The sequence below is a fragment of the Pseudomonas sp. MEJ086 genome, assembly GCF_030209025.1.
GTDB lineage: Bacteria > Pseudomonadota > Gammaproteobacteria > Pseudomonadales > Pseudomonadaceae > Aquipseudomonas > Aquipseudomonas fulva_A.
The window spans coordinates 109,062-129,643 of the sequence record NZ_JARVSV010000008.1; the positions used below are offsets into that span (position 1 = coordinate 109,062).

General features: G+C 64.2%; 19 protein-coding genes. 2 read left to right on the top strand and 17 right to left on the bottom strand.

Annotated elements, in window-relative coordinates; translation table 11 throughout:
* Nucleotides 1–13: 13 nt before the first annotated feature.
* The 12 genes from znuB to QRN22_RS05810 all read right to left on the bottom strand — a co-directional run bounded on the left by znuB (nucleotide 14) and on the right by QRN22_RS05810 (nucleotide 12,167).
* Nucleotides 14–802, bottom strand: a complete 789-nt coding sequence (gene znuB, locus QRN22_RS05750) for a zinc ABC transporter permease subunit ZnuB (RefSeq protein WP_042553608.1) — start codon at nucleotides 800–802, stop codon at nucleotides 14–16.
* Nucleotides 795–1,598, bottom strand: coding sequence for a zinc ABC transporter ATP-binding protein ZnuC (znuC, locus tag QRN22_RS05755; protein ID WP_042553607.1), 804 nt, complete (start codon nucleotides 1,596–1,598; stop codon nucleotides 795–797). The genes znuB and znuC overlap by 8 nt, the downstream gene beginning before the upstream one ends.
* Nucleotides 1,595–2,095 (bottom strand): Fur family transcriptional regulator, encoded by a 501-nt coding sequence (locus tag QRN22_RS05760; RefSeq protein ID WP_042553606.1) that lies wholly within the window; start codon nucleotides 2,093–2,095, stop codon nucleotides 1,595–1,597. The genes znuC and QRN22_RS05760 overlap by 4 nt, the downstream gene beginning before the upstream one ends.
* 89 nt (nucleotides 2,096–2,184) lie before the next feature.
* A complete protein-coding gene (locus QRN22_RS05765; RefSeq protein ID WP_042553605.1) occupies nucleotides 2,185–2,919 on the bottom strand; it encodes an ABC transporter ATP-binding protein in 735 nt (244 codons plus the stop codon).
* Complete coding sequence (locus QRN22_RS05770) at nucleotides 2,916–3,773, bottom strand: ABC transporter ATP-binding protein (protein WP_042553604.1); 858 nt, start codon at nucleotides 3,771–3,773, stop codon at nucleotides 2,916–2,918. The genes QRN22_RS05765 and QRN22_RS05770 overlap by 4 nt, the downstream gene beginning before the upstream one ends.
* Nucleotides 3,766–4,647 (bottom strand): ABC transporter permease, encoded by an 882-nt coding sequence (locus tag QRN22_RS05775; protein WP_042553603.1) that lies wholly within the window; start codon nucleotides 4,645–4,647, stop codon nucleotides 3,766–3,768. Before QRN22_RS05775 ends, QRN22_RS05770 begins: the two co-directional genes overlap by 8 nt.
* Nucleotides 4,647–5,654 carry an ABC transporter permease gene (locus QRN22_RS05780; protein WP_197077009.1) on the bottom strand — a complete coding sequence of 336 codons (1,008 nt, stop codon included), beginning with the start codon at nucleotides 5,652–5,654 and terminating at the stop codon, nucleotides 4,647–4,649. The genes QRN22_RS05775 and QRN22_RS05780 overlap by 1 nt, the downstream gene beginning before the upstream one ends.
* On the bottom strand, nucleotides 5,651–7,234 hold the full coding sequence (locus tag QRN22_RS05785) for an ABC transporter substrate-binding protein (protein WP_197077008.1): 1,584 nt from the start codon (nucleotides 7,232–7,234) through the stop codon (nucleotides 5,651–5,653). The genes QRN22_RS05780 and QRN22_RS05785 overlap by 4 nt, the downstream gene beginning before the upstream one ends.
* Before the next feature lie 11 nt (nucleotides 7,235–7,245).
* Complete coding sequence (locus QRN22_RS05790) at nucleotides 7,246–7,890, bottom strand: gamma-glutamylcyclotransferase (protein ID WP_042553600.1); 645 nt, start codon at nucleotides 7,888–7,890, stop codon at nucleotides 7,246–7,248.
* Nucleotides 7,891–7,937: 47 nt separating this feature from the next.
* Complete coding sequence (locus tag QRN22_RS05795) at nucleotides 7,938–10,709, bottom strand: TonB-dependent receptor domain-containing protein (protein WP_331386687.1); 2,772 nt, start codon at nucleotides 10,707–10,709, stop codon at nucleotides 7,938–7,940.
* A 19-nt stretch (nucleotides 10,710–10,728) separates the two neighbouring features.
* Nucleotides 10,729–11,670, bottom strand: coding sequence for a DUF4880 domain-containing protein (locus QRN22_RS05805; protein ID WP_042553599.1), 942 nt, complete (start codon nucleotides 11,668–11,670; stop codon nucleotides 10,729–10,731).
* A complete protein-coding gene (locus QRN22_RS05810) occupies nucleotides 11,667–12,167 on the bottom strand; it encodes a sigma-70 family RNA polymerase sigma factor (protein WP_042553598.1) in 501 nt (166 codons plus the stop codon). The genes QRN22_RS05805 and QRN22_RS05810 overlap by 4 nt, the downstream gene beginning before the upstream one ends.
* Nucleotides 12,168–12,357: 190 nt before the next feature.
* Between QRN22_RS05810 and znuA the strand changes: the two genes are divergently transcribed.
* Nucleotides 12,358–13,317, top strand: a complete 960-nt coding sequence (gene znuA, locus QRN22_RS05815; protein ID WP_042553597.1) for a zinc ABC transporter substrate-binding protein ZnuA — start codon at nucleotides 12,358–12,360, stop codon at nucleotides 13,315–13,317.
* 42 nt (nucleotides 13,318–13,359) lie between these two features.
* Here znuA and QRN22_RS05820 read toward each other — a convergent pair whose 3' ends face one another.
* The 3 genes from QRN22_RS05820 to QRN22_RS05830 form a co-directional block, all read right to left on the bottom strand.
* Nucleotides 13,360–14,052: a TVP38/TMEM64 family protein gene (locus tag QRN22_RS05820; protein ID WP_156152693.1), complete on the bottom strand. Its 693-nt coding sequence runs from the start codon at nucleotides 14,050–14,052 to the stop codon at nucleotides 13,360–13,362.
* Between the two features lie 173 nt (nucleotides 14,053–14,225).
* Nucleotides 14,226–15,176, bottom strand: a complete 951-nt coding sequence (locus QRN22_RS05825) for a homoserine kinase (RefSeq protein ID WP_042553595.1) — start codon at nucleotides 15,174–15,176, stop codon at nucleotides 14,226–14,228.
* A gap of 12 nt (nucleotides 15,177–15,188) precedes the next feature.
* Complete coding sequence (locus QRN22_RS05830; RefSeq protein WP_042553594.1) at nucleotides 15,189–15,473, bottom strand: DUF2782 domain-containing protein; 285 nt, start codon at nucleotides 15,471–15,473, stop codon at nucleotides 15,189–15,191.
* 75 nt (nucleotides 15,474–15,548) lie between these two features.
* On the opposite strand from QRN22_RS05830, the gene polA reads away from it, so the two are divergent.
* Entirely contained in the window at nucleotides 15,549–18,377 is a 2,829-nt protein-coding gene (gene polA / locus QRN22_RS05835) for a DNA polymerase I (RefSeq protein ID WP_042553593.1), read from the top strand.
* A 568-nt stretch (nucleotides 18,378–18,945) separates the two neighbouring features.
* On the opposite strand, the gene yihA is transcribed toward polA, so the two are convergent.
* Together yihA and QRN22_RS05845 are read right to left on the bottom strand one after the other, a co-directional pair.
* A complete protein-coding gene (gene yihA / locus QRN22_RS05840) occupies nucleotides 18,946–19,587 on the bottom strand; it encodes a ribosome biogenesis GTP-binding protein YihA/YsxC (protein ID WP_042553592.1) in 642 nt (213 codons plus the stop codon).
* 85 nt (nucleotides 19,588–19,672) lie between these two features.
* Nucleotides 19,673–20,569 carry a D-hexose-6-phosphate mutarotase gene (locus QRN22_RS05845; protein WP_042553654.1) on the bottom strand — a complete coding sequence of 299 codons (897 nt, stop codon included), beginning with the start codon at nucleotides 20,567–20,569 and terminating at the stop codon, nucleotides 19,673–19,675.
* Nucleotides 20,570–20,582: the final 13 nt, after the last annotated feature.

Below are 20,582 nucleotides of genomic sequence, written 5' to 3' on the forward strand. Positions count from 1 at the left end.
CAAATTCCGCGATTCACGCTCGGCGGCGCGGCAGTGCGAAACTGAGCAGGAACAGGCTGGCTGCGGAAACCACGATGGACGGGCCGGCCGGGGTGTCCTGCAGCCAGGACAGGCTGAGGCCGCTGCACACCGCGACGATGCCCAGCAGGCTCGCGCCAAAGGCCATTTGTTCCGGGGTGCGCGCATGTCGCTGCGCGGCAGCGGCGGGGATGATCAGCAACGAGGTGATCAGCAGCACGCCGACGATCTTCATGGCCACTGCGATGACGATGGCGATGAGCAGCATCAGACCGAGGCGGATCGCTGCCACCGGCAGACCTTCCACCCTGGCCAGTTCCTCGTGCACGGTAATCGCCAGCAACGGGCGCCACATCAGCACCAGCAGGATCAGTACCAGAGCACTGCCAGCAAGAATCCAGGCCAGATCGGTGGTGCTGACGGCGAGCAGGTCGCCGAACAGGTAGCCCATCAGGTCGATGCGTACGTCGCGCATGAAACTCAGCACCACCAGGCCCAGCGACAGCGTACTGTGGGCGAGGATGCCGAGCAGCGTATCGCTGGCCAGTGGCTGGCGGGTCTGCAGGGTGACCAGCAGGATCGCCAGCAGCACGCAGCCGACGGTCACCGCGAAGGTCGGGCTGACGTCCAGCATCAGCCCCAGGGCCACACCGAGCAGCGCGGCATGGGACAGGGTGTCGCCGAAGTAGGCCATGCGTCGCCACACCACGAAGGAGCCCAGCGGGCCGGCGACCAGCGCCAGAGCGAGGCCAGCGAGCAGGGCGTTGAGCAGAAAATCAGCCATGCGTGCAGCCATCTCCGTGTACATGGGGGCGAACCGGGCCGTTGATGGTCAGGCCCGGTTTGTCGCTGACCACGCCGCCATGCAGGTCGTGTTCATGGTCGTGGTGGTGGTGATAGACGGCCAGGCTCTGGGCGTCGCGGCCGAACAGCTCGACGAAGGCCGGATCGAAACTGACCTGCTCGGGATGCCCCGAACAGCACACGTGACGGTTCAGGCACACCACCTGATCGGTGGTGCTCATCACCAGATGGAGATCGTGGGAGACCATCAGCACGCCGCAGCCATGGCGATCGCGCAAACGGGTGATCAGCCGATACAGCTCGGCCTGGCCGGCGACGTCGACGCCCTGGACCGGCTCGTCGAGCACCAGCAACTGCGGTTCGCGCAGCAGGGCACGGGCCAGCAGCACGCGCTGCAGTTCGCCACCGGAGATACCCTGCAGCGGGCTGTCGAGCACCTGGCTGGCACCCACCTCCGCCAGCGCCGCCTGGGCCCGGGCACGGTCGACGCCGGGTACCAGGCGCAGAAAGCGCAGCACGCTGAGCGGCAAGGTCGGGTCGACGTGCAGTTTCTGCGGCATGTAGCCGATGCGCAGCTTGGGCTTGCGCCAGACGCTGCCGCTGTCCTGCTTGAGCAGGCCGAGCACCGCGCGTACCAGGGTGGTCTTGCCGGCGCCGTTGGGGCCGATCAGGGTGACGATCTCGCCGGGTTTGATGGTCAGCTCGACGTTATCGAGCACCGTCTGCCCGGAGAAACCGACAGTCACGCCTTCGAGGCGAATCAGTGCGTCGCTCATTTGCTGCCTTGGCAGCCTGCGCACAGGCCGACGACTTCCACGGTCTGGCTTTCGACGTTGAAGCCGACACCCTTGGCGCCGGTGACGATGGCGTCGCTGATCGCTGTCTGCTCCAGCTCCACGGCGGCATTGCAACTGCGGCAGATCAGGAACTGGCTCTGGTGAGCGTGTGCCGGATGGCTGCAGCCAACGAAGGCGTTGAGCGAGGCGATGCGGTGCACCAGGCCATTTTCGAGGAGGAAATCCAGGGCGCGATAAACGGTCGGCGGTGCAGCGCGGCGGCCATCTTCCTCGCTGAGCACGCCAAGAATGTCGTAGGCGCCCAGCGGCTTGTGGCTGGCCCATACCAGCTCCAGCACCCGCTTGCGCAGAGTGGTCAGGCGCAGGCCCTGGCGAGCGCAGATGGCCTCGGCTTCGGCCAGCGCGTGGCTGACGCAGTGGGAGTGGTCATGGGGGCGCGATGCCAAAGGCGGCACGACGCTGACGGGTTTGTACATGGCGAGGGCCTCGAAGCGTAGGACGTTATTCTATTACGCATCGGCCATCGCGCGCCAAATGAATGCGGCTGACGGTCGCCTGACGGCGATCAAAAGGCCTGGCTGGCTGCCAGGAAAGTACGGCTGTAGGGTGCTTCGGCCTGGTTATGACGGATCTGGTCGGCGCTCAGTGATTCGATGATACGACCCTCCTGCATCAGCCCGAGGTTGGGGCAGAGATGGGCCACCACTGCCAGGTCATGACTGACGAGCAGGTAGGCGAGATTGCGATCACGCTGCAATCGTTTGAGCAGGTTGAGGATTTCCGCCTGCACCGAAACGTCCAGCGCGGAAGTCGGTTCGTCGAGCAGCAGCAGGTCCGGCTCGAGAATCAGTGCGCGGGCAATCGCCACGCGCTGGCGCTGGCCACCGGAGAGCTCATGGGGGTAGCGAAAGCGCAGCTCGCGGGACAGCCCAACCTCGTCGAGCATGTTCAGCAGTCGGCGTTCGCTGCCATCGAGGCGGTGAATGCGCAGCGGTTCGCGCAACACCTGTTCTACCGTCTTGCGCGGATGCAGCGACGCATAGGGATCCTGAAACACCATCTGCAGGCGTCTGGCGAGGACGCCCCGTGGCGTACCTCGCAGATCACTACCCTCCAGACGTGCCTGGCCCCGGTAGCGCACCAGCCCCGCTAGGGCGCGCAATACGCTGGACTTGCCGCAGCCCGATTCGCCGATCAGGCCGTAGGCACCGCCACGCTCGATGTGCAGGGATACACCCTCGACGACCTGGCGCCCCGCGTAATCGACGACCAGATCGCTTACCTCCAGCAGCAGGCTCATGCGTCGAACTCCTCGAGTGGCCGTGACCAGTCCGGGGTACGTTGCGGGACCGTCAGCCAGTCCTGCGGGCTATGCAGGTCGGGGCGGCTGGCCAGCAGTGCGCGGGTGTAAGGGTGGCGAGCCAGATGCAGATCACGGGCGGCCAGCCGTTCGACGATGCGCCCGGCATACATGACCAGGATGCGGTCGCAGAACCCGGCGACCAGATCCAGATCATGGCTGATCAGCAACAGGCTGGAGCCCTGGCGCGCCAGCAGCTCATCGAGAACGCTCAGGAACTGGCGGCGTACGGTCACGTCCAGTGCCGAGGTCGGTTCATCGGCGATGATCAACTGCGGTTCGGTGATCAGCATCATGGCGATCATGATGCGCTGACCCATGCCGCCCGATACCTGATGGGGGTACAGCTCGTAGACCCGCTGTGGTTCGCGGATCTGCACTGCCTCGAGCATCGCCAGGCTGCGTTGACGCGCTTGCTCGCGGGCGTTGGGGTGGTGCAGCCGCCAGGTTTCGGCGATCTGCTCACCGACCCGTTTGAGCGGGTTGAGCGAGAACTTCGGATCCTGAAGGATCATCGAGATGCGTCGACCACGTATCGTCTGCATCTGCCGTTCATCTGCCCGGATCAGGTCGATGCCGTCGAAGCTCATGCGGCTGGCGCTGACATGGCCGCCGCGGGCGGTAATCTGCAGCAACGCACGGGCAGTCTGCGACTTGCCACTGCCCGACTCGCCGACGATGCCCAGCTTTTCGCCCGCGCGCAGCGAGAAGCTGATGCCGCGCACCGCTTCATGCTGGCCGCGTGGCCCGTTGAAGCCCACGCGCAGATTTTCTACTTTGAGCAGGTCAGTCATGGCGGGGATCCAGGGCGTCGCGCAAACCGTCGCCGAACAGGTTGAAAGCCAGGCTGGCGATCAGGATCGCGCAACCTGGTCCGGCGGCTACCCACCATGCGGTCAGGCCATACTCCCGTCCGCTGGCGAGCATCGCGCCCCATTCCGGGCTGGGAGGCTGGGCGCCGAGGCCGAGAAAGCCGAGACCGGCAGCGGCAAGGATGATCGCCGCCATGTTCAGAGTCACGCGTACCACCACCGAGGGCAGGCACAGAGGCACGATATGCAGCACGATCAGGCGCAGGTGCGAGGCGCCGAGCAGGCGTGCCGCGGCAAGGTAATCCGCCTGGCGGATGGCGAGCGTTTCGGCCCGCGCCAGTCGCGCTATCGGGGGCCAGGCGGAAAGGGCGATGGCCATGATCGTATTGTCGATGCCTGGGCCGAGGGCCGCGACGAAGGCCAGGGCCAGAATCAGCCCGGGAAAGGCCAGGAACAGGTCGACGACACGCATCAGCACACGGTCGGTCCAGCCGCCGAAGTAGCCGGCGCAAACGCCGATCAGCAGGCCAAGGGGCGTGACGATGATGGCGCAGAGCAGGGCGATATACAGCGTCAGCCGGGTGCCGTGCAGCAGCCTGCCGAGAATGTCGCGGCCCAGCTCATCGGTACCCAGCCAGTGCCGTGCCGAGGGCGCTTGCAGCGTTGCGGCAAGATCCTGTGCATTGAAGTCGCCCGGAGCCAGCCAGGGTGCAATCACCGCCAGGGTAACGAGCAGCAGGAGAATCACCAGCCCGGCCAGTGCCGAGTGATTGCTGCAGAAACGGCGCACGGCCAGGGCGCTCTGGCGGCTGCGTGCCTGCCAGATCGTCTCGGCCCGAGTTGGAGCGCTTTGCATCACAGGGCCTCCCGGGCGCGTGGGTCGAGCAGGCGGTAGAGCAGGTCGCTGAACAGGTTGAGCAGCACGAAGATCAGCCCCACCAACAAGGTGCAGCCGACCACGGCGTTCATGTCACCGGCCATCAGGGCATTGGTCATGTAGCGACCGAATCCGGGCCAGGCGAATACCGTTTCGATCAGCACCGCGCCTTCCAGCAGAAAGGCATAGGCCAGCGCCACTACCGTCACCAGCTGCACGGCGATGTTGGGGAAGGCATGCAGCCATACCGTGCGTGTCCAGGACAGGCCCTTGACCCGGGCAGTGACGATGTACTCCTGCTGCAGCTGTTCGAGCATGAAGCTGCGTGTCATGCGGCTGATATAGGCGAAGGCACTCAGGCCGAGGATCGATGCCGGCAGCACCAGGTGTGCCCAGGCATTGCGCAACACTGCCCATTCGCCCTGCCAGAGGGCATCGAGCAGGACGAAACCAGTGACGTTCTGGTAATTCCACTGGTAGGCGAAATCCAGTCGGCCTGGCCCGCCGACCCAGCCAAGAACGGCGTAGAACAGCGCAAGAGCCATCAGGCCGAGCCAGAAGCTCGGCGTCGAATAGCACAGCAGGCCGATTATTCTTACGCCATGATCGAGCGGGCCGTTGCGGCGCATCGCGGCCAGCACGCCGAGCGGAATGCCCAGTAGCGTGCCGATCAGCATGGCCACACTGGCCAGCTCCAGAGTGGCCGGAAACACCCGGGCGATATCGGCGAGCACTGGCTGCCCGGATACCAGCGACATGCCCAGGTCCAGTTGCAGCACATCCAGCAGGTAACGACCGAACTGTTCAGCCAGGCTGCGATCCAGCCCGAGCTGGCGATGCAATGCGGCATAGGCCTCCGTGGAGGCGCCTTCGCCGAGAATTGCCAGGACCGGATCGACGGGCAGCAGGCGACCAATACAGAAGGTGAGCGCGGCGAGCCCGAGCAGCGTGATGAGTACCGATAACAGGCCGCAGAGCAGCTTCATTTGTAGGCCTTGGCGTAGTAGCTGCGCGAACCGTTCCATTGCCAGCCCTGCAGGCTTGTGCGCAGCGCGGCCACCTGATTGAGCTGAAACAGGAAGGCAAACGGGCCGTCCTGCATCTGCTGGCGTTGCAGGTCGTGATAGAGCGCCTGTCGGCGGGCCTCGTCTGGCTCGAGCAGCGCGCTTTCAACGGCACGGTTGGCTGCCTCGGAGTAATAGCTGGCGAACACGGTCGGCATCGCTCCGGTGGCCTTGCGTGGCGTGGGCTCGGGATTGAAGACCAGGCGCGATGCCATGCCATGGGCATCCGGAATGTTACTGTCGAGGCTGTGCAGGCTGATGTCGAACTGGTTGGCGAAGATGCGGGTGAACAGCTGGCCGTTGGTCATGCGCTCCAGGTTCAGGCGGATACCCACCTGGGCCGCGTTGTGCTGCAAGTGCTGAGCGACCGGCGCCGAGTACAGCGGCGTGCCGTACAACAGGCGGCGTTCGAAGCCATCCGGGTAGCCGGCTTCGCTCAGCAGTTGCCGGGCCTTGTCGACGTCGAGCCTGAAAGGCTGGCCACTTTCCGCGTCGAGGGCGCCGAACGAGCCCAGCGGCACGAAGCTGGCGCGGGGCAGGCCGTTGTAGCGCATCACCGTGCTGGCCAGGGCCTGGTAGTCGATCAGGTAGCGCAGCGCCAGGCGTACCTTGGGGTTGCCGAGAATCGGGTCGTTGTTGTTGATGTCGAGAAAGTACATCTGCGGTTTTTCCACCGCGACGATGCGCACCTGCTCCTTGCCCTCGAGCGCCCCCAGGTCCTCTGCATTGAGGTTGCGTGCGACGTCCACGTCGTCGCGTTCGAGGAGCAGGCGCTGGGTGGCCGACTCGGCGACATGGCGCAGGATCACCCGCTCCAGTTTCGCCGTCTGCCAGTGGCCGGGATTGCGCTCCAGTACCGCCACTTCGCCGGCACTCCACTGGCGTAGCCGATAGGGACCGACGCAAGCACTGTGCCGGCCCAGCCAGCGGTTGCCGAGGTCACCATCGACCGCTTCGCTCAGCAATGTCTGGCGATCCAGCAGGCTGGACACCCGGTGGGTGCCAATCGCCTGCATGATCACCGATTGTGGATAGGCGCGATCCAGTTGCAGCTGCAGGGTCAGGTCATCCGGCGCGCGGATGCGCTGCTCGGCGTCCTCCAGGCGAAAGCCATACTCGCGCAGGGCATTGGCACCGGCCATGCCGAGCTGCAGGTTGCGGCGAATCGACCAGGCCAGATCCTCGGCCGTCGCGCTGCGGCCATCGGCGAAGCGCAGATCCGCACGCAGATGGAAGGTCAGGGTTCGACGATCGGCAGATTGCTCCCAGCGTTCGGCCAGCCCTGGCAAAAGCCGTGTGGCATCCTCTGGATCTGGTGTTACCAGCGTATCGCAGAGGTTGGCGATGACCTCATTGGTGACGATATCGCTACTGCGCGCCGGGTCGAAGGTGTTGATCGAATCGATGTTCCAGGCGATCACCAGTACGTTGTCCGGTGTGCCGAGCGAGTCGCTGCAGGCGCCCAGCGAGAGGGCCAGGCTGGCCAGTAGTGCATGGCGCATGCGCTTCGCCATCATGTCGGAACGTCCACGCTGCAACCGCAGCGGGCAAGCGTTGCTTCCAGGCGTCGATCCGGCATGGCGTGCTGGCGCAACGCCCGCGCGGTCTGCTCGGCATACTCACGGGTGCTGCCGAAATGGCCGCGAGCATGGCTCAGTACCTGGCGCAGTACCGGATCCGGCAGGCTGCCGGCGAAGTGCGGCCCCTGACGGTTGAGCACGAAGGTCAGGGCGTCGATGCGCGTGCCGTCCTCGAGCCGGCAAGTCAGCCATTTCGGCTGGTAGGCGGCGTCGATCATCTCGCGCCGCCAGAGGGCCAGCAGGTGGCAGTCCAGTTCTTCTTCGGCCAGGCGGTAGGCGAAGCCGTTGCAGGAGCCACCTCGGTCCAGACCAAATACCAGGCCTGGCTGTTCCGGGGTTCCACGGTGGTTGTGCGACCACAGATAGAGGCCTCGATGGTAGCCGTGCAGGCGTGCACGGCGCACCTCCAGCGACGGGCATTCCGGACGCCAGATCAGCGAGCCGTAAGCGAACAGCCAGAATGGCTGGTCGCCACGCTGGCGGTGCACGGTCTCCATCGACTGGCGCATCTGTTCGGCGCTGAGCAGCGCGCTGGTGAGCGCAAGCGGCGAGTCGAATGGGGAGTTGGCCGGGTTCATGATCGCTGCCTGAAAGTTGTGGCCCCGGGCGAGGCCGGGGCTTGGGGTTACCAGCTGTAGCTGACCTTGCCGTAGTAGAAGGCGCCGCTGTAGCCATAGGGCGAGAAAGTGCTGTATTTCAGATTGCCGCCCGAGGAGTTGGCTGCGAGCAGGCGCTCCGGTCGTTCATCGGTGATGTTGTCGCCGCCCACGGTGAACAGCCAGTTGTCGAGTGCGTAATCCGCTGCCAGGTCGAGAATCCAGGCGGCGTCGAAGGTCTGGTCGTTGGCCGCATTGTTCTGATAGCTGGTGAACTTGCCGTAACGCACCAGGTTGCTGCGCAGTGTCCAGTTGCCGACGCTCAGGTCGTTGCTGAAGGTGAGTTTGTGCTTGGGAGTGGTATCGCCAAGCAGGCCCAGTCGCTCGCGACGGTCCACGCGCAACAGGTTCAGCCCCAGGCTGTCGAGAACTGCCGGGTTGTCCTTGACGTCGGTGACCTTGGTCCGGTTGTAGTTGTAGCCCAGCGTGCTGTTCCAGCGCAGGTCATTGGCGAAGCTGTGGCGGTAGTTGGCGACCAGATCGACGCCGGTGGTGCGGGTGTCCACGGCGTTGTTGAAGTAGCGGGCCGTGGTATAGCTGATGTCGCCGACACCGTTGGCCTGCAGGTAAGCCAGCGCCGCCGGGTTGTTGCTCAGGTCGAGGTTGGACGACAGGGTGATGCGATCTCGGATGTCGATACGGTAGACGTCGGCGGTGAGCTGCAGGCTGTCCAATGGGTTGAGTACCAGACCCAGGCTGTAGTTGCGCGATTTCTCCGCCTTCAGATCCTCGGCGCCGAGCAGGCGGGCGACCTGCGAGTCGGCGGGGAAGGTGCCGGCCTCCTGAATGGTGCTGCCGATCAACTGCGAGGAGGTCTGGGCAAAATGTTGCTGGGCAAGTGATGGCGCACGAAAACCGGTGGACACACTGCCGCGCAGGGCCACTTGCGGGGTGAAGTCGTAGCGCCCGGCCAGCGAGCCGCTGATGTTCGAGCCGAAGTCGCTGTAGTCCTCGTGACGCACCGCGGCAGAGATACCGAACTGCTCGGTCAGGTTGGTCTCCAGGTCGAGGTACTGCGCCAGGTTGTGGCGGCTCCATTCGCCGGCGTCGGCGGCACGGAAGCCCGCCAGGCCGGAACTGCCACCCCGGTAGTAGGAGCCGGTTTCACCGGCTTCCAGCTCGTAGTTCTGGTGCAGGTATTCGGCACCGAATGCCACGCTCAGCGGGTAAGGCAGCCAGGACAGCTCGAAATCCCGAGCCAGGTCCAGGTTGATCTGCTTCTGTTCGTTGCTCAAGGTGCCATTGTCGAACGAGAACGGTGTGCTGCCTGTGTCGCGGTACAGGTCCGGGTTGATGGTTCGGGTGCTGATTTCGTATTCGTTGCGTCCGTAGTTGAGCGACAGGTCGTAGCGCCAGTCATCCGCCAGCTCGCCGCGCAGGCCGGTGGTCAGCGAGCTGTCCTGCAGCTCACCGCGAATCAGCGGCAGGTAACCGTCCGGATACAGGGCCGGGATGTTGTTGCCGGCGTTGCTGGCGCGGTAGAACGCAGCGGTCTCACCCTTGCGGCGGCTGTAGCCGCCAAAGGCATAGAGTTCCGCGCCGTTCTGCAATGCGTACTCGCCATTGAGGAACAGCTTGCCTTCCTCGGTCGCAGGTTCACCCTGGCGGAACACCTGCTGGCCATAGGTGGTAGAGCCGACGCTGCCAGGCCGCAGATCTTTGCCCGCGCGGTTGGTGTAATCGTTGTTGCCGCCTTCAATAGTCAGGTTCAGCCAGCCATTGTCGCCAAGCGCGAGGCCGCTGTTGGCGCTGAGCTGGCGCTGGATACCGTCGCCATCCTTGTATTGGCCGAACTTGCTGCTCACCGAGCCGCCTTCGGCATCCTGCTTGAGGATCACGTTGATCACCCCGGCAATGGCGTCCGAGCCGTAGCGCGCCGAGGCGCCGTCACGCAGCACTTCGATACGTTCCACCGCCGCGACTGGAATGGCGTTCAGGTCGACCGGAGCCGAACCGCGACCGATGGCCCCACCAAGGTTGACGAAGGCGCCGGTATGGCGGCGTTTGCCGTTGACCAGCACCAGAACCTGATCCGGTGACAGGCCACGCAATTGCGCCGGGCGGGCCAGCTCGGCACCGTCCACCAGGCTGGGCCGCGGGAAGTTGATCGACGGCACCAGACGCGCCAGTACTGCGCCAAGCTCTTCCGAGCCGGTGTTGCGCAGGCTGTCGCCGCTGATGACATCGATAGGCGACAGCGACGCGCTGGCGGTGCGCTCCTGTGAGCGAGTGCCCGTGACGATCACGCTGTCCAGGCGCGGCGCCAGTGCCGGCTGGACTGTTGCGGCTGCCGCGGCAGAGGGCGTCACAGGTCGGTTGGCAGCGGCGCCAGGACTGACGATTACCGCATCGGCATCCCTGGAAAAGCCCAGGCCACTGCCCTGCAACGCTTGCGAAATGGCCTGGTCGACGCTGAGCTGGCCACTGACGGCATCTGCCTGTCGGCCCTGAACCAGTGCCGGATCGAAGGAAATCAACTGGCCGCTCTGCCGGGAGATCCCTAGCAACACCTGGCCAAGCGGGCCAGCCGGAACCTGGAAGCTGCGTGCCTGCTGGGTCGCCGCGCTCTGCGCCAGGCTGGTTTGTGCCCAGCTGGCGCCGAGCACCAGCGCCAGGGCCAGGGAGGAAGGTTTGAACAGGGTACTGATCGGAGTGTGCATGGCAGACGTCTCATCCTTGGTTTTCTGCAATGAGCGATGACGCGGAGAAAGCTGCAGAAAATCCTTGGAACGATTGGTCATGAGCTTATGCATTTCTGCCTCACGCTCGTTCGATACTGACCCACAGGTCGCCAAAGCGGCTGATGCGGATCGGCAGCGTCTGTGCCAGCAGTTGCAGGGCTCGGTCACTGTCATCGAGGGGATACAGGCCGCTGGTGCGCAGGCTCGCGGCGGTCGCGGACAACCGCAAGACGCCGTTGCGATAGGCACGCAGGGCATCGACAACCTCGCCAAGTGGGCGGTCATCCACCTCCAGCAGACCGTCGAGCCAGGCGCTTTCGTTGCCGCGTAACGGGCTTTGTCCGATGACGCCGGTGCTGTCCAGGTTCACGTTGCTACCAGGTTGCAACTGTTGACCGTTGGCCAGGCGTACCTCGGCATCGAACACCGTGAGCTGCAACTGCCCGGCAGCGCGACTGCGCAGGATGAGGCGGCCACCCAGACTGCTCAGGCGACCTGCCGGACTGTCGAGAATGAGTGGTGTCGCCGTGATAGGGGCATCCAGCAGCGCGCCGCCATGATGGAAATGCAGGCCTCGGCGCTGGGAGCCGAAGTCCGGCGTCACTCGGGTTCGTGCATCCAGGCTCAGCCGGCTACCGTCCGCCAGGTCGTGGGTGGTGCGCTCGCCTGTTGCGGTGTAGAGGTCGCCGGGTAGCACCAGGCCGGTGCGATTGAGGTGCAGCCCTAGCGTGCCAAGAGCGACGGCGCCGACCACGGCGAGACTGCCGCGCAGGAAATCGCGTCGGCTCGAGGGCGTGTTGATGGTGCGCAGCACCTGCTCGTCCGAGAGCCGAAGCAGAGGCTCGCGGCGCAGCAGGCCAAGGTTGTCGGCAAGGCGCTGGAATACCTGAACGTGTGTGGGATGGCTGTTTTGCCAAGCGATGAACGCCTGGCGCTCGTCCTCGCTGATATCACCGGATTGCAGGCGCATCATCCAGTGCGCAGCCTCGTCGACCACGCTTTTCAGCGGTTGCTCGCTCATTGCTGCAGTGCTCCGTAGCAGAGCTTGAAGGCTTCGGTCATGTATTGCTGCACGCGGCTGGGCGAAATGCTCAGTCGTTCAGCGATCTGCATATAGGTCAGCCCGCCTATCTGGCTGTGGATAAATGCAGCCTTGCCCTGGCCGGGCAAGCCATCGAGGAGTTGGTCGAGCCTTACCAGTGTTTCGATCAGCAAAAGGCGCTCTTCCGGCGAGGGGTGAACCTGTTCGGGAAGCTCTTCGAGCATCTGCAGGTACGCGCGCTCCAGGTCCCGGCGCCGCCAGCTTTCCTGCATCAGGCGTTGCGCGATGGTGGTCAGCAAAGCCCGTGGTTCGCGAATTTGAGCGGGGTCCGGCAGGCTGAGTACGCGCAGGAACGTTTCCGCAACCAGGTCTTCGGCATTGTGGGTACAGCCCAGGCGGCGATACAGGCGGGCGTGCAGCCAGCGCTGGTTCTGCACGAACCATTGGGCGACCAGTCGCCGAGCTGGATTTTCCATGTCCTTTCCTCAAAAGGTCTGGAGCTACTGTGCCGCAAATGGAAATCAGCTAAAAAGAATAAAAAACACCATGAATATATCGATTTTGAATTTTACTGTGGCTCACAGATAGACCTGATGAGGAACCTGCGACGGCTTTTCGAGGAAATGTTATTGTATAGCTCCTTTGCTCTCTGAATGACCCGTCGCCATGCCGTTGTTTTTTTCTCGCCTGCTCGTCCTGTCTCTAAGCCTGTTCTGTCTCGTACCGGTTGCCCAGGCCGATGTTCGGGTACTCACCAGCATCAAACCGTTGCAACTGATCGCCGCTGCGGTGCAGGAGGGAGTGGGCGAACCCGAGGTTTTGCTGCCGCCGGGTGCGTCACCGCACCACTACGCGCTGCGCCCCTCGGACATGCGCCGGGTGCAGGAGGTGGATCTGCTGTATTGGATCGGACCGGACATGGAGAGCTTCATGCCCCGCGTTCTGGCTACCCGCGAGAAGCCCAGCGTCGCCGTGCAGAGCCTGCCAGACATGACGCTGCGGCATTTCGGTGAGGACGATGGTCACGACCACGACCACGACCACGACCACGGTGACGAGGTTGCCCATGAAGCACTCGGCGAGCATGACCACGACCACCGTCCTGGCAGTCTGGACGCCCACCTGTGGCTGTTGCCGGCCAACGCTCGGGTGATTGCCGCACGCATGGCCGCCGATCTGAGCGAGGCCGATCCCGCCAACGCACCGCGTTATCAAGCCAATCTGCACGCGTTCGACGAGCGTCTCGATGCACTGGAGCCGCGTCTGCAGGCTCAGCTCAAGCCGCTGGCGAGCAAGCCCTTCTTCGTTTTCCATGAGGCCTTCGACTACTTCGAGGCCGCCTATGGCCTCAAGCATATCGGCGTGTTCAGCGTGGCCAGCGAAGTGCAGCCGGGTGCCCGTCATGTGGCGGCGATGCGCGAGCAACTGCAGCGCGTAGGGCCGAGCTGCGTATTCAGCGAGCCTCCGCTGCGTCCGCGTCTGGCCGAGACCCTGACCGCCGGGCTGCCGGCTACCCTGGCCGAGCTCGACGCCATGGGCGCGGCGGCACCGGTCAGTGCAGCCGGTTACGAAAGCCTGCTGCAGGGCCTGGCCGATGGTCTGGATGGTTGCCTGGGCAAGCTCTGAGACCGGGCATTCAGGCTTCGGTGCGACAAGCCCGCGGCCCGCTCATTCGATGCCTTGCCTGGCGGTGAAGCGTCGGCGTATCAGGTAGATCGCCAGCGCGACCAGGCCCAGCACGGCGAGGGCCCCTGCGCTGTTGCCCAGATCATGCTCGAGCAGCGACTCACCCAGTACCACGAAGGCCACCGCGTAGATGCCGGTGATCAGCCCGGAAACCCCGAAGTAGATCCAGAAGGGGACCCCGGCCATACCGAGCAGGTAGTGCTTGATGAAGATCGGTACGCCCGGGGCCAGCTTCACCAGCAGCGCGAAACGCAGCGCACCATCACCCTTCTCGAAGTCGGGAATGCTGTAGCGAGTACGTGCGAGCAGGCGACCTAGCCAGGGCCGCAGGCCGCTGCGGGCTATCCAGTAGCACAGCAGCAGATTGGCCGACAGGGCGACCGCGCTGCCGGCGAGCCCGATAGGCACACCGAAGGTCGCGCCGGCGACGATGAAGAAGGGCGTGATGGGCACACCCAGCGCAGGCGCTATCGCCATGGCGAGGAAAAACGGCAGCACCCCGGCTTCTTCGCGCCAGGCGATGAAGGCCTGGTGATCCCAGGCGTTCCAGATCGCCACGGCGAGCACCAGCAAGACGATCGCGCCGAGAATACGCATTGCCCAGGTGGCGGGTGTAGCGGGCGCCGGGCGCCCTTTGTGATTGGGCGTCGGTGATTGCATAGGGGCCCGCTGCAAGGTCGTGAACCTGACTCGATTTCGCGCGAGTCAGTGGCGATCGAGCTGCCAGCCGCGTTTCACCGGTAGCAGCGGATGAGAGCCGCAGCATAGGGGCAAGCGCTCGAACGGTACAGGCGCTGAGCCAGGGCATACGCGACTGGATGCTACAAGCCCCCGGTCCCGCCGGAGATCTACAGCGCGAACGGCAACGCCAGGTCGACGTGCTGACGTTCGGCCAGACGACGCTGGAACTCGGCCGGATCGTGAATCAGCACGTCCTGGCCGGCGAAGGCTTCTGCGGCGATCAGCCGCGATAGCCAGAAACGCACGCAGCCGATGCGCAGCAGAGCAGGCCACAGCTCGGCTTCGGCGGCGCTGAACGGACGCAGTGCGGCGTAGGCACCGAGCAGTGCACGGGTACGTTCGGCATTCAGTCGCCCTTGCTCATCCGAGCACCAATCGTTCACTGCGATGGCCAGGTCATAGAGCATCGGCCCCGAACAGGCGTTGTAGAAGTCGATCACTCCGCTCAGGTGCGTGCCTTCGAACAGGCAGTTGTCGCGGAACAGGTCGGCATGCAGATTGGCACCCGGCAGTTTGCGCACGCGTTCCTGCAATGTGGCGATCTCTTCCAGGGCGTCGTTCAGCAGGCTGGCCTGCTCGGCAGGCAGCCGCAGGGCCAGTGCTGCACCTTCACGCAGCATCCACTCCAGGCCCCGATCGCTCTTGCGTGGCAACGGGCTTTCGCGGGTCGCCAGGTGAATGCGCGCCAGCAGGCCGCCGATTTCCTGGCAATGGTGGGCGTTGACCGCGCTGATGTGCTTGCCGCTCAGTCGCGGTTGCAGCAGCGCCGGCTTGCCAGCCAGGCTGCGCAAGGCTTCGCCGCTGTCGGTGCGCAACGCGTAGGGCACCGGCAGGCCGGCATCGTGGAGCACGTCCAGCAGCTCGATGAAGAACGGCAGATCGTCGCTTGGTCCGCGTTCGATCAGGGTCAGCACGAACTCGCCCTGCTCCAGGCTGACGAAGAAGTTGCTGTTCTCGCTACCGGCCTCGATGCCCTGGAAGTCGAGCAGACGGCCGAGCCCGTAGGGGGCGAGAAACGTATCCAGTTGCGGACGTTGCAGCGGGGTGAACACCGACATGAATTGACTGCCTTACCAGCTGAAGATTTCCCAGGCCGGGATCAGCATGTCCGGCGAATCGGACCGCACGAAATTGCCGTCGCTGCCGTCGGCCCGAACCAGGAAATAGGGTTTGCCACCTTTCGGGGTGACCTTGATGGCGTAGAGGAAGCCGTTGACCCGGTACTCCTCCACGGTTCGGTCGCCGTCCTGGCGGATGGTTACATCAGGATCCGCCGAGGGGGCGTCATCGGCCTGAGCGGCGAATGGCACGCTGGCCAGCACGGCAAGCAGGATCAAGCGATTCAGTGGTCCCATGGTAACCTTGTCCCTTTGATATCAACGGTGCTGCGTATTCTAGCGCCACGCCCGCCGAAAAGGTTGATCACGCTCATGAGCCAAGCCCCCCTCGTCCTGGTCGACGGTTCCTCTTACCTGTACCGCGCCTTCCATGCCCTGCCGCCCCTGACCACCTCCCGGGGCCTGCCCACCGGCGCGGTCAAAGGGGTGTTGAACATGCTGCGCAGCCTGCGCCGGCAGTACCCGGACAGCCCCTTCGCGGTGGTTTTCGACGCCAAGGGCGGGACCTTCCGCGATGAACTGTTCGCCGAGTACAAGGCCAACCGTCCACCGATGCCCGACGAACTGCGCCTGCAGGTCGAGCCGCTGCATGCCAGCGTGCGTGCGCTCGGCCTGCCGCTGCTGTGCATCGAAGGCGTGGAAGCGGATGACGTGATCGGCACCCTGGCCCGGCAGAGCGCCGCCGAGGGCCGTGACGTGGTGATCTCCACGGGTGACAAGGACATGGCGCAACTGGTGTGCCAGCACGTTACGCTGGTCAACACCATGACCGGTAGCGTTTACGACATCGAGGGCGTGAAAGGGAAATTCGGTGTCGGCCCTGAGCTGATCATCGACTACCTGGCGCTGATGGGCGACAAGGTCGACAACATTCCAGGCGTGCCCGGTGTCGGTGAGAAAACCGCTCTGGGTCTGCTGGTCGGTGTCGGCGGCGGCCTCGACGTGCTCTACGCCAACCTCGACAAGGTGCCAGGCCTGCCGATTCGCGGCGCCAAGACATTGCCGGCCAAGCTCGAAGAACACCGTGAGATGGCCTATCTGTCCTATCAGCTGGCGACCATCAAGCTGGACGTGCCGCTGGACCTCGATTACGCCAGGCTGTACCCCGGCGAGCCCGATGTCGAAGCACTGATACCGCTCTACGAAGAGCTGGAGTTCAAGAGCTGGCTCGATGAACTGCTGCGCCAGAACAAGAGCGCCGCACCCAAGCCCAGGGCCAGGACAGAGCTCACACCGGCTGCCGACGATCTGTTCAGCAGCCCTGAACCCGCTGCGCCCGTTGCAGGTGATGCTCCCGTTGCCGAAAGCGAGCCGGTGGCGGTTACCGGCCATTACCGCACGATCCTCGAGCAGGGCGAGTTCGATGCGCTGCTCGTCCAGTTGCAGCAGGCCGAACTGATCGCCTTCGATACCGAAACCACCAGCGTCGATGCTCAGCAGGCGCAGCTGGTCGGTCTGTCGTTCGCGGTCAAGGCCGGTGAAGCTGCCTACGTGCCGGTCGCCCACAGCTACATGGGCGTCCCGCAGCAGCTGGATCGTGATGCCGTGCTGCGCGCGCTCAAGCCGATTCTCGAAGACCCGGCCAAGGCCAAGGTCGGCCAGCACGCCAAGTACGACATCAATGTCCTCGCCAATGCCTCCACGCCCATCACCGTGCAGGGCGTGGCGTTCGACACCATGCTCGAGTCCTACGTGCTGGACTCCACCGCCACACGCCATGACATGGACAGCCTGTCGCTCAAGTACCTGGGGCACAGCACCATCCGTTTCGAGGACATCGCCGGCAAGGGTGCCAAGCAGCTGACCTTCGACCAGATCGCCCTGGAACAGGCCGGCCCTTATGCCGCAGAGGACGCCGACGTGACCCTGCGTCTGCACCAGCACCTGTGGAGCCGTCTGGAGCAGGAGCCGAGCCTGGCCAGCGTGCTGCGTGATATCGAAATTCCCCTGGTGCCGGTGCTGGCGCGTATCGAGCGCAACGGTGCGCTGGTCGATGCCAACCTGCTGGGCCGTCACAGCCAGGAACTGGGCGAAAAGCTGGTCGCGCTGGAGCGTGAGGCGTTCGAGGTGGCCGGCGAAGAGTTCAACCTCGGCTCGCCCAAGCAACTGGGCGCCATCCTTTATGAAAAGCTCGGTTTGCCGATCATCAGCAAGACCGCCAAAGGTCAGGCTTCGACTGCCGAAGCGGTACTCGCCGAGCTGGCCGAGCAGGACTACGAACTGCCCAAGGTGCTGATGCAGTACCGCAGCCTGAGCAAGCTCAAGAGCACCTACACCGACCGCCTGCCGGAGCAGATCAACCCGCGTACCGGGCGTATCCACACCAGTTATCAACAGGCGGTCGCGTCCACGGGGCGCCTGTCGTCCAGCGACCCTAACCTGCAGAACATCCCGGTGCGCAGCGCCGAGGGCCGGCGTATTCGCCAGGCCTTCATCGCGCCCGAGGGCTACAAGCTGCTGGCGGCGGACTATTCGCAGATCGAGCTGCGCATCATGGCGCACCTGTCACGCGATGAAGGCTTGATGAATGCCTTCCGCGAGAACCTCGACGTGCACACCGCGACGGCTGCCGAAGTGTTCAAGGTCGAACTGGATCAGGTGACCTCCGATCAGCGGCGTAGCGCCAAGGCCATCAACTTCGGCCTGATCTACGGCATGGGGGCGCAGAAGCTGGCCAAGGACATCGGCGTGGACAGCAAAACCGCCAAGGCTTACATCGAGACCTATTTCGCCCGCTACCCGGGTGTGCGCGAGTACATGGACCGCACCCGTCAGCAGGCTGCCGAGCAGGGCTTCGTGGAGACCCTGTTCGGGCGTCGCCTGTACCTGCCGCAGATCAAGTCCAGCCGCCCTCAGGAGCGTGCCGGTGCCGAGCGTACAGCGATCAACGCGCCGATGCAGGGCACTGCTGCGGACATCATCAAGAAAGCCATGGTGGCTGTGGATAACTGGCTGACCGAGTCAGGCCTGGATGCCAGGGTGATCTTGCAGGTGCACGATGAACTGGTGGTGGAGGTGCGTGAGGATCTGGTCGAGCAGGTCAGCGCGCGGATTCGCCCGCTGATGGCCGAGGCCGCCGAGCTGGATGTGCCGATGCTCGTCGAGGTGGGTGTTGGCAATAACTGGGACGAGGCTCATTGAGCGCCTTGGGGAGATGCGTCACGTTATCACTTAGAGCTGAGCATTCTTAGCTGGTATCGAGACCAAACAAAGCATTCTAAGCATCGCTGAACTTTACTTCTGTCCACCCGGTCAGAGTTTGTGAATGGCCCATAAAGCCGTTCGATGCTCCTTTGTTGTGTTAAGTGTTGGCAGACATCTGAGCCCCGCCCTAGCGGTTCAGACCCTTAAACCCCGATCTTCTCCCTCCCCATACGAAGTTCGGGGTTTTTTTTGCCTGCAGAAAAGTGCCAGGCAGCTTCAGCCCCTCATTCCCTTCTTGCAGCGTAGACCCTGATTGCCCAGGCGCAACCTCCTGCCCGCACAAAACCGCTCTGCGCCGAGGTTGGCAGCCCGTGCAGCATGCGTGCGCATGATGCGGCGATCGATGACCTGGGCAGCTCAACCGTGGCCCCGTGCCTGTACATCTCTTTCGCGCAATGCAAAACGCCCCGCGTCTGCGGGGCGTTTCGTTGCCTGGGTCGAGCGAAGCGAACCCGAGAGGTTCGTAGTCACTCCATCTGCCGGGCGTCAGGGATCGACGCGAAGGTTATTGCTCAGGCTCATCCTCTGCGCCGATCAGGCCCAGCCAGTGGCCTAGAACGGTTTGTGCGTCTTCCACGCCGATGCGCTTGGGGGCCGAGAACAGCTGGATGCTGACGTGATCGCCCCATTCCTTGCGAATCTCCTGCTGAACCTTGAGCAGTGCATTCTTCGCCGCTCCGAAAGCCAGCTTGTCGGCTTTGGTCAGCAGGATGTGCATGGGCATGCCACTGGCGCCGGACCAGTCGAGCATCATGCGGTCGAACTCGGTGAGCGGATGACGGATATCCATCATCAGAATCAACCCGCGCAGGCTTTCGCGGCTGCCCAGATAGGCCTCGAGGTGTTTCTGCCAGTGCAGCTTGAGCGGGATCGGTACCTTGGCGTAGCCGTAGCCGGGCAGGTCGACCAGGCGGCGTTCTTCGTCCAGGCGGAAGAAGTTGAGCAACTGGGTGCGCCCCGGGGTTTTCGAGGTGCGTGCCAGGCTGGCGTGGGTCAGGGTGTTCAGCGCGCTGGATTTGCCGGCGTTGGAACGCCCGGCGAAGGCGACCTCAAAGCCCTGGTCGTCCGGGCATTGGTCGACCTTGGCGGCACTGATCAGAAAAGTGGCTTGCTGACACAAGCCGATTGCAGGGTTCTTTGCTTGCATCGGGGTATCCGGTGGAGGGCGTGCATCGCGGCAGTCTATCAGGCTGGAGGCCCGCTGACCCGTACGGGCTGACCGCCGCGATGTCTCAGAGTGCTTGCGACCAGAGTGTCACTTCCAGCTTGTATTCGGCGTCCGGCGCGAGAATCAGGGCGTCATCCAGCACGTTGGCGTGCTCGATGCAGAGCATGCCTTGCCAGGCGTCGTCGGCGAACTGCGACAGGCGCTTGGCCTTGGCGATCCACGGGTTCCACACCACCGCCGAGCCAGAGCCCTCGCTGCGCATGAGAATGCGGCGCTTCCACAGCGGATCGACGATGCTCAGTTGCGCTGGTGTATCGAGGTAGATGCGGTCGGTCTCGCCGGTGAATGCCAGCGCGCCTTTCTGGCGGACCTTCTTCCAGCCGTCGAGGGTGTCGACGTAACGGCAGGCATCCAGGCCTTCGACCTTCACCTGGCGGATGTCGCTGACCGCGAAGTAGCTGTGCAACGCCTGGCTGATCGGCAGCTCGGTGTCGCCGAGGTTGCGTGTGGTCAGGGTCAGCCTGAGGCGCTCGCCGAGATGGATATCGAGCTGCAGTTCGGCGGCAAACGGCCACTCTGCGAAGGGTTGCGCAGCGGTGTCGTAGGCGAACGACAGCGTCACGCCGTCCTCCTCGGTGTTCAGACCGATCAACTGCCAGTCGCAAGTACGCACCAACCCATGGGCGGGCGCGTTTTCGGGGCGTGCATGGGCAGCGCGTATCGCCTCGGGGTTGCGCTGCAGGTCGCCGAACCAGGGCCAGCACACCGGAATCCCGCCGCGCACGCTTTGCCCGGCCGCATAGGCGGCTTCGTCGCTGAGCCAGATCAGTGGCTGCCCGCTGGCCGGCTGATAACGCAGAATCTGCGCGCCTTGCTCGCTCACCAGCAGCTCGGCACCGGCGTGGTGGATGCGCCAGCAGACCAGGTCGCCGAGCTGGATGCGTTCGTTGGTGGTGCTCATGAACATGCTGCTC

Bases quoted from the DNA above. Each gene is read 5' to 3' on its own strand.
- QRN22_RS05795 (WP_331386687.1), bottom strand. From the start codon at position 10,709: ATGACCAATCGTTCCAAGGATTTTCTGCAGCTTTCTCCGCGTCATCGC.
- QRN22_RS05830 (WP_042553594.1), bottom strand. From the start codon at position 15,473: ATGGGACCACTGAATCGCTTGATCCTGCTTGCCGTGCTGGCCAGCGTG.
- QRN22_RS05760 (WP_042553606.1), bottom strand. From the start codon at position 2,095: ATGTACAAACCCGTCAGCGTCGTGCCGCCTTTGGCATCGCGCCCCCAT.
- QRN22_RS05765 (WP_042553605.1), bottom strand. From the start codon at position 2,919: ATGAGCCTGCTGCTGGAGGTAAGCGATCTGGTCGTCGATTACGCGGGG.
- QRN22_RS05785 (WP_197077008.1), bottom strand. From the start codon at position 7,234: ATGCGCCATGCACTACTGGCCAGCCTGGCCCTCTCGCTGGGCGCCTGC.
- polA (WP_042553593.1), top strand. From the start codon at position 15,549: ATGAGCCAAGCCCCCCTCGTCCTGGTCGACGGTTCCTCTTACCTGTAC.
- znuB (WP_042553608.1), bottom strand. From the start codon at position 802: ATGGCTGATTTTCTGCTCAACGCCCTGCTCGCTGGCCTCGCTCTGGCG.
- QRN22_RS05810 (WP_042553598.1), bottom strand. From the start codon at position 12,167: ATGGAAAATCCAGCTCGGCGACTGGTCGCCCAATGGTTCGTGCAGAAC.
- QRN22_RS05805 (WP_042553599.1), bottom strand. From the start codon at position 11,670: ATGAGCGAGCAACCGCTGAAAAGCGTGGTCGACGAGGCTGCGCACTGG.
- QRN22_RS05825 (WP_042553595.1), bottom strand. From the start codon at position 15,176: ATGTCGGTGTTCACCCCGCTGCAACGTCCGCAACTGGATACGTTTCTC.
- QRN22_RS05775 (WP_042553603.1), bottom strand. From the start codon at position 4,647: ATGCAAAGCGCTCCAACTCGGGCCGAGACGATCTGGCAGGCACGCAGC.
- yihA (WP_042553592.1), bottom strand. From the start codon at position 19,587: ATGCAAGCAAAGAACCCTGCAATCGGCTTGTGTCAGCAAGCCACTTTT.
- znuA (WP_042553597.1), top strand. From the start codon at position 12,358: ATGCCGTTGTTTTTTTCTCGCCTGCTCGTCCTGTCTCTAAGCCTGTTC.
- znuC (WP_042553607.1), bottom strand. From the start codon at position 1,598: ATGAGCGACGCACTGATTCGCCTCGAAGGCGTGACTGTCGGTTTCTCC.
- QRN22_RS05770 (WP_042553604.1), bottom strand. From the start codon at position 3,773: ATGACTGACCTGCTCAAAGTAGAAAATCTGCGCGTGGGCTTCAACGGG.
- QRN22_RS05780 (WP_197077009.1), bottom strand. From the start codon at position 5,654: ATGAAGCTGCTCTGCGGCCTGTTATCGGTACTCATCACGCTGCTCGGG.
- QRN22_RS05790 (WP_042553600.1), bottom strand. From the start codon at position 7,890: ATGAACCCGGCCAACTCCCCATTCGACTCGCCGCTTGCGCTCACCAGC.
- QRN22_RS05845 (WP_042553654.1), bottom strand. From the start codon at position 20,569: ATGAGCACCACCAACGAACGCATCCAGCTCGGCGACCTGGTCTGCTGG.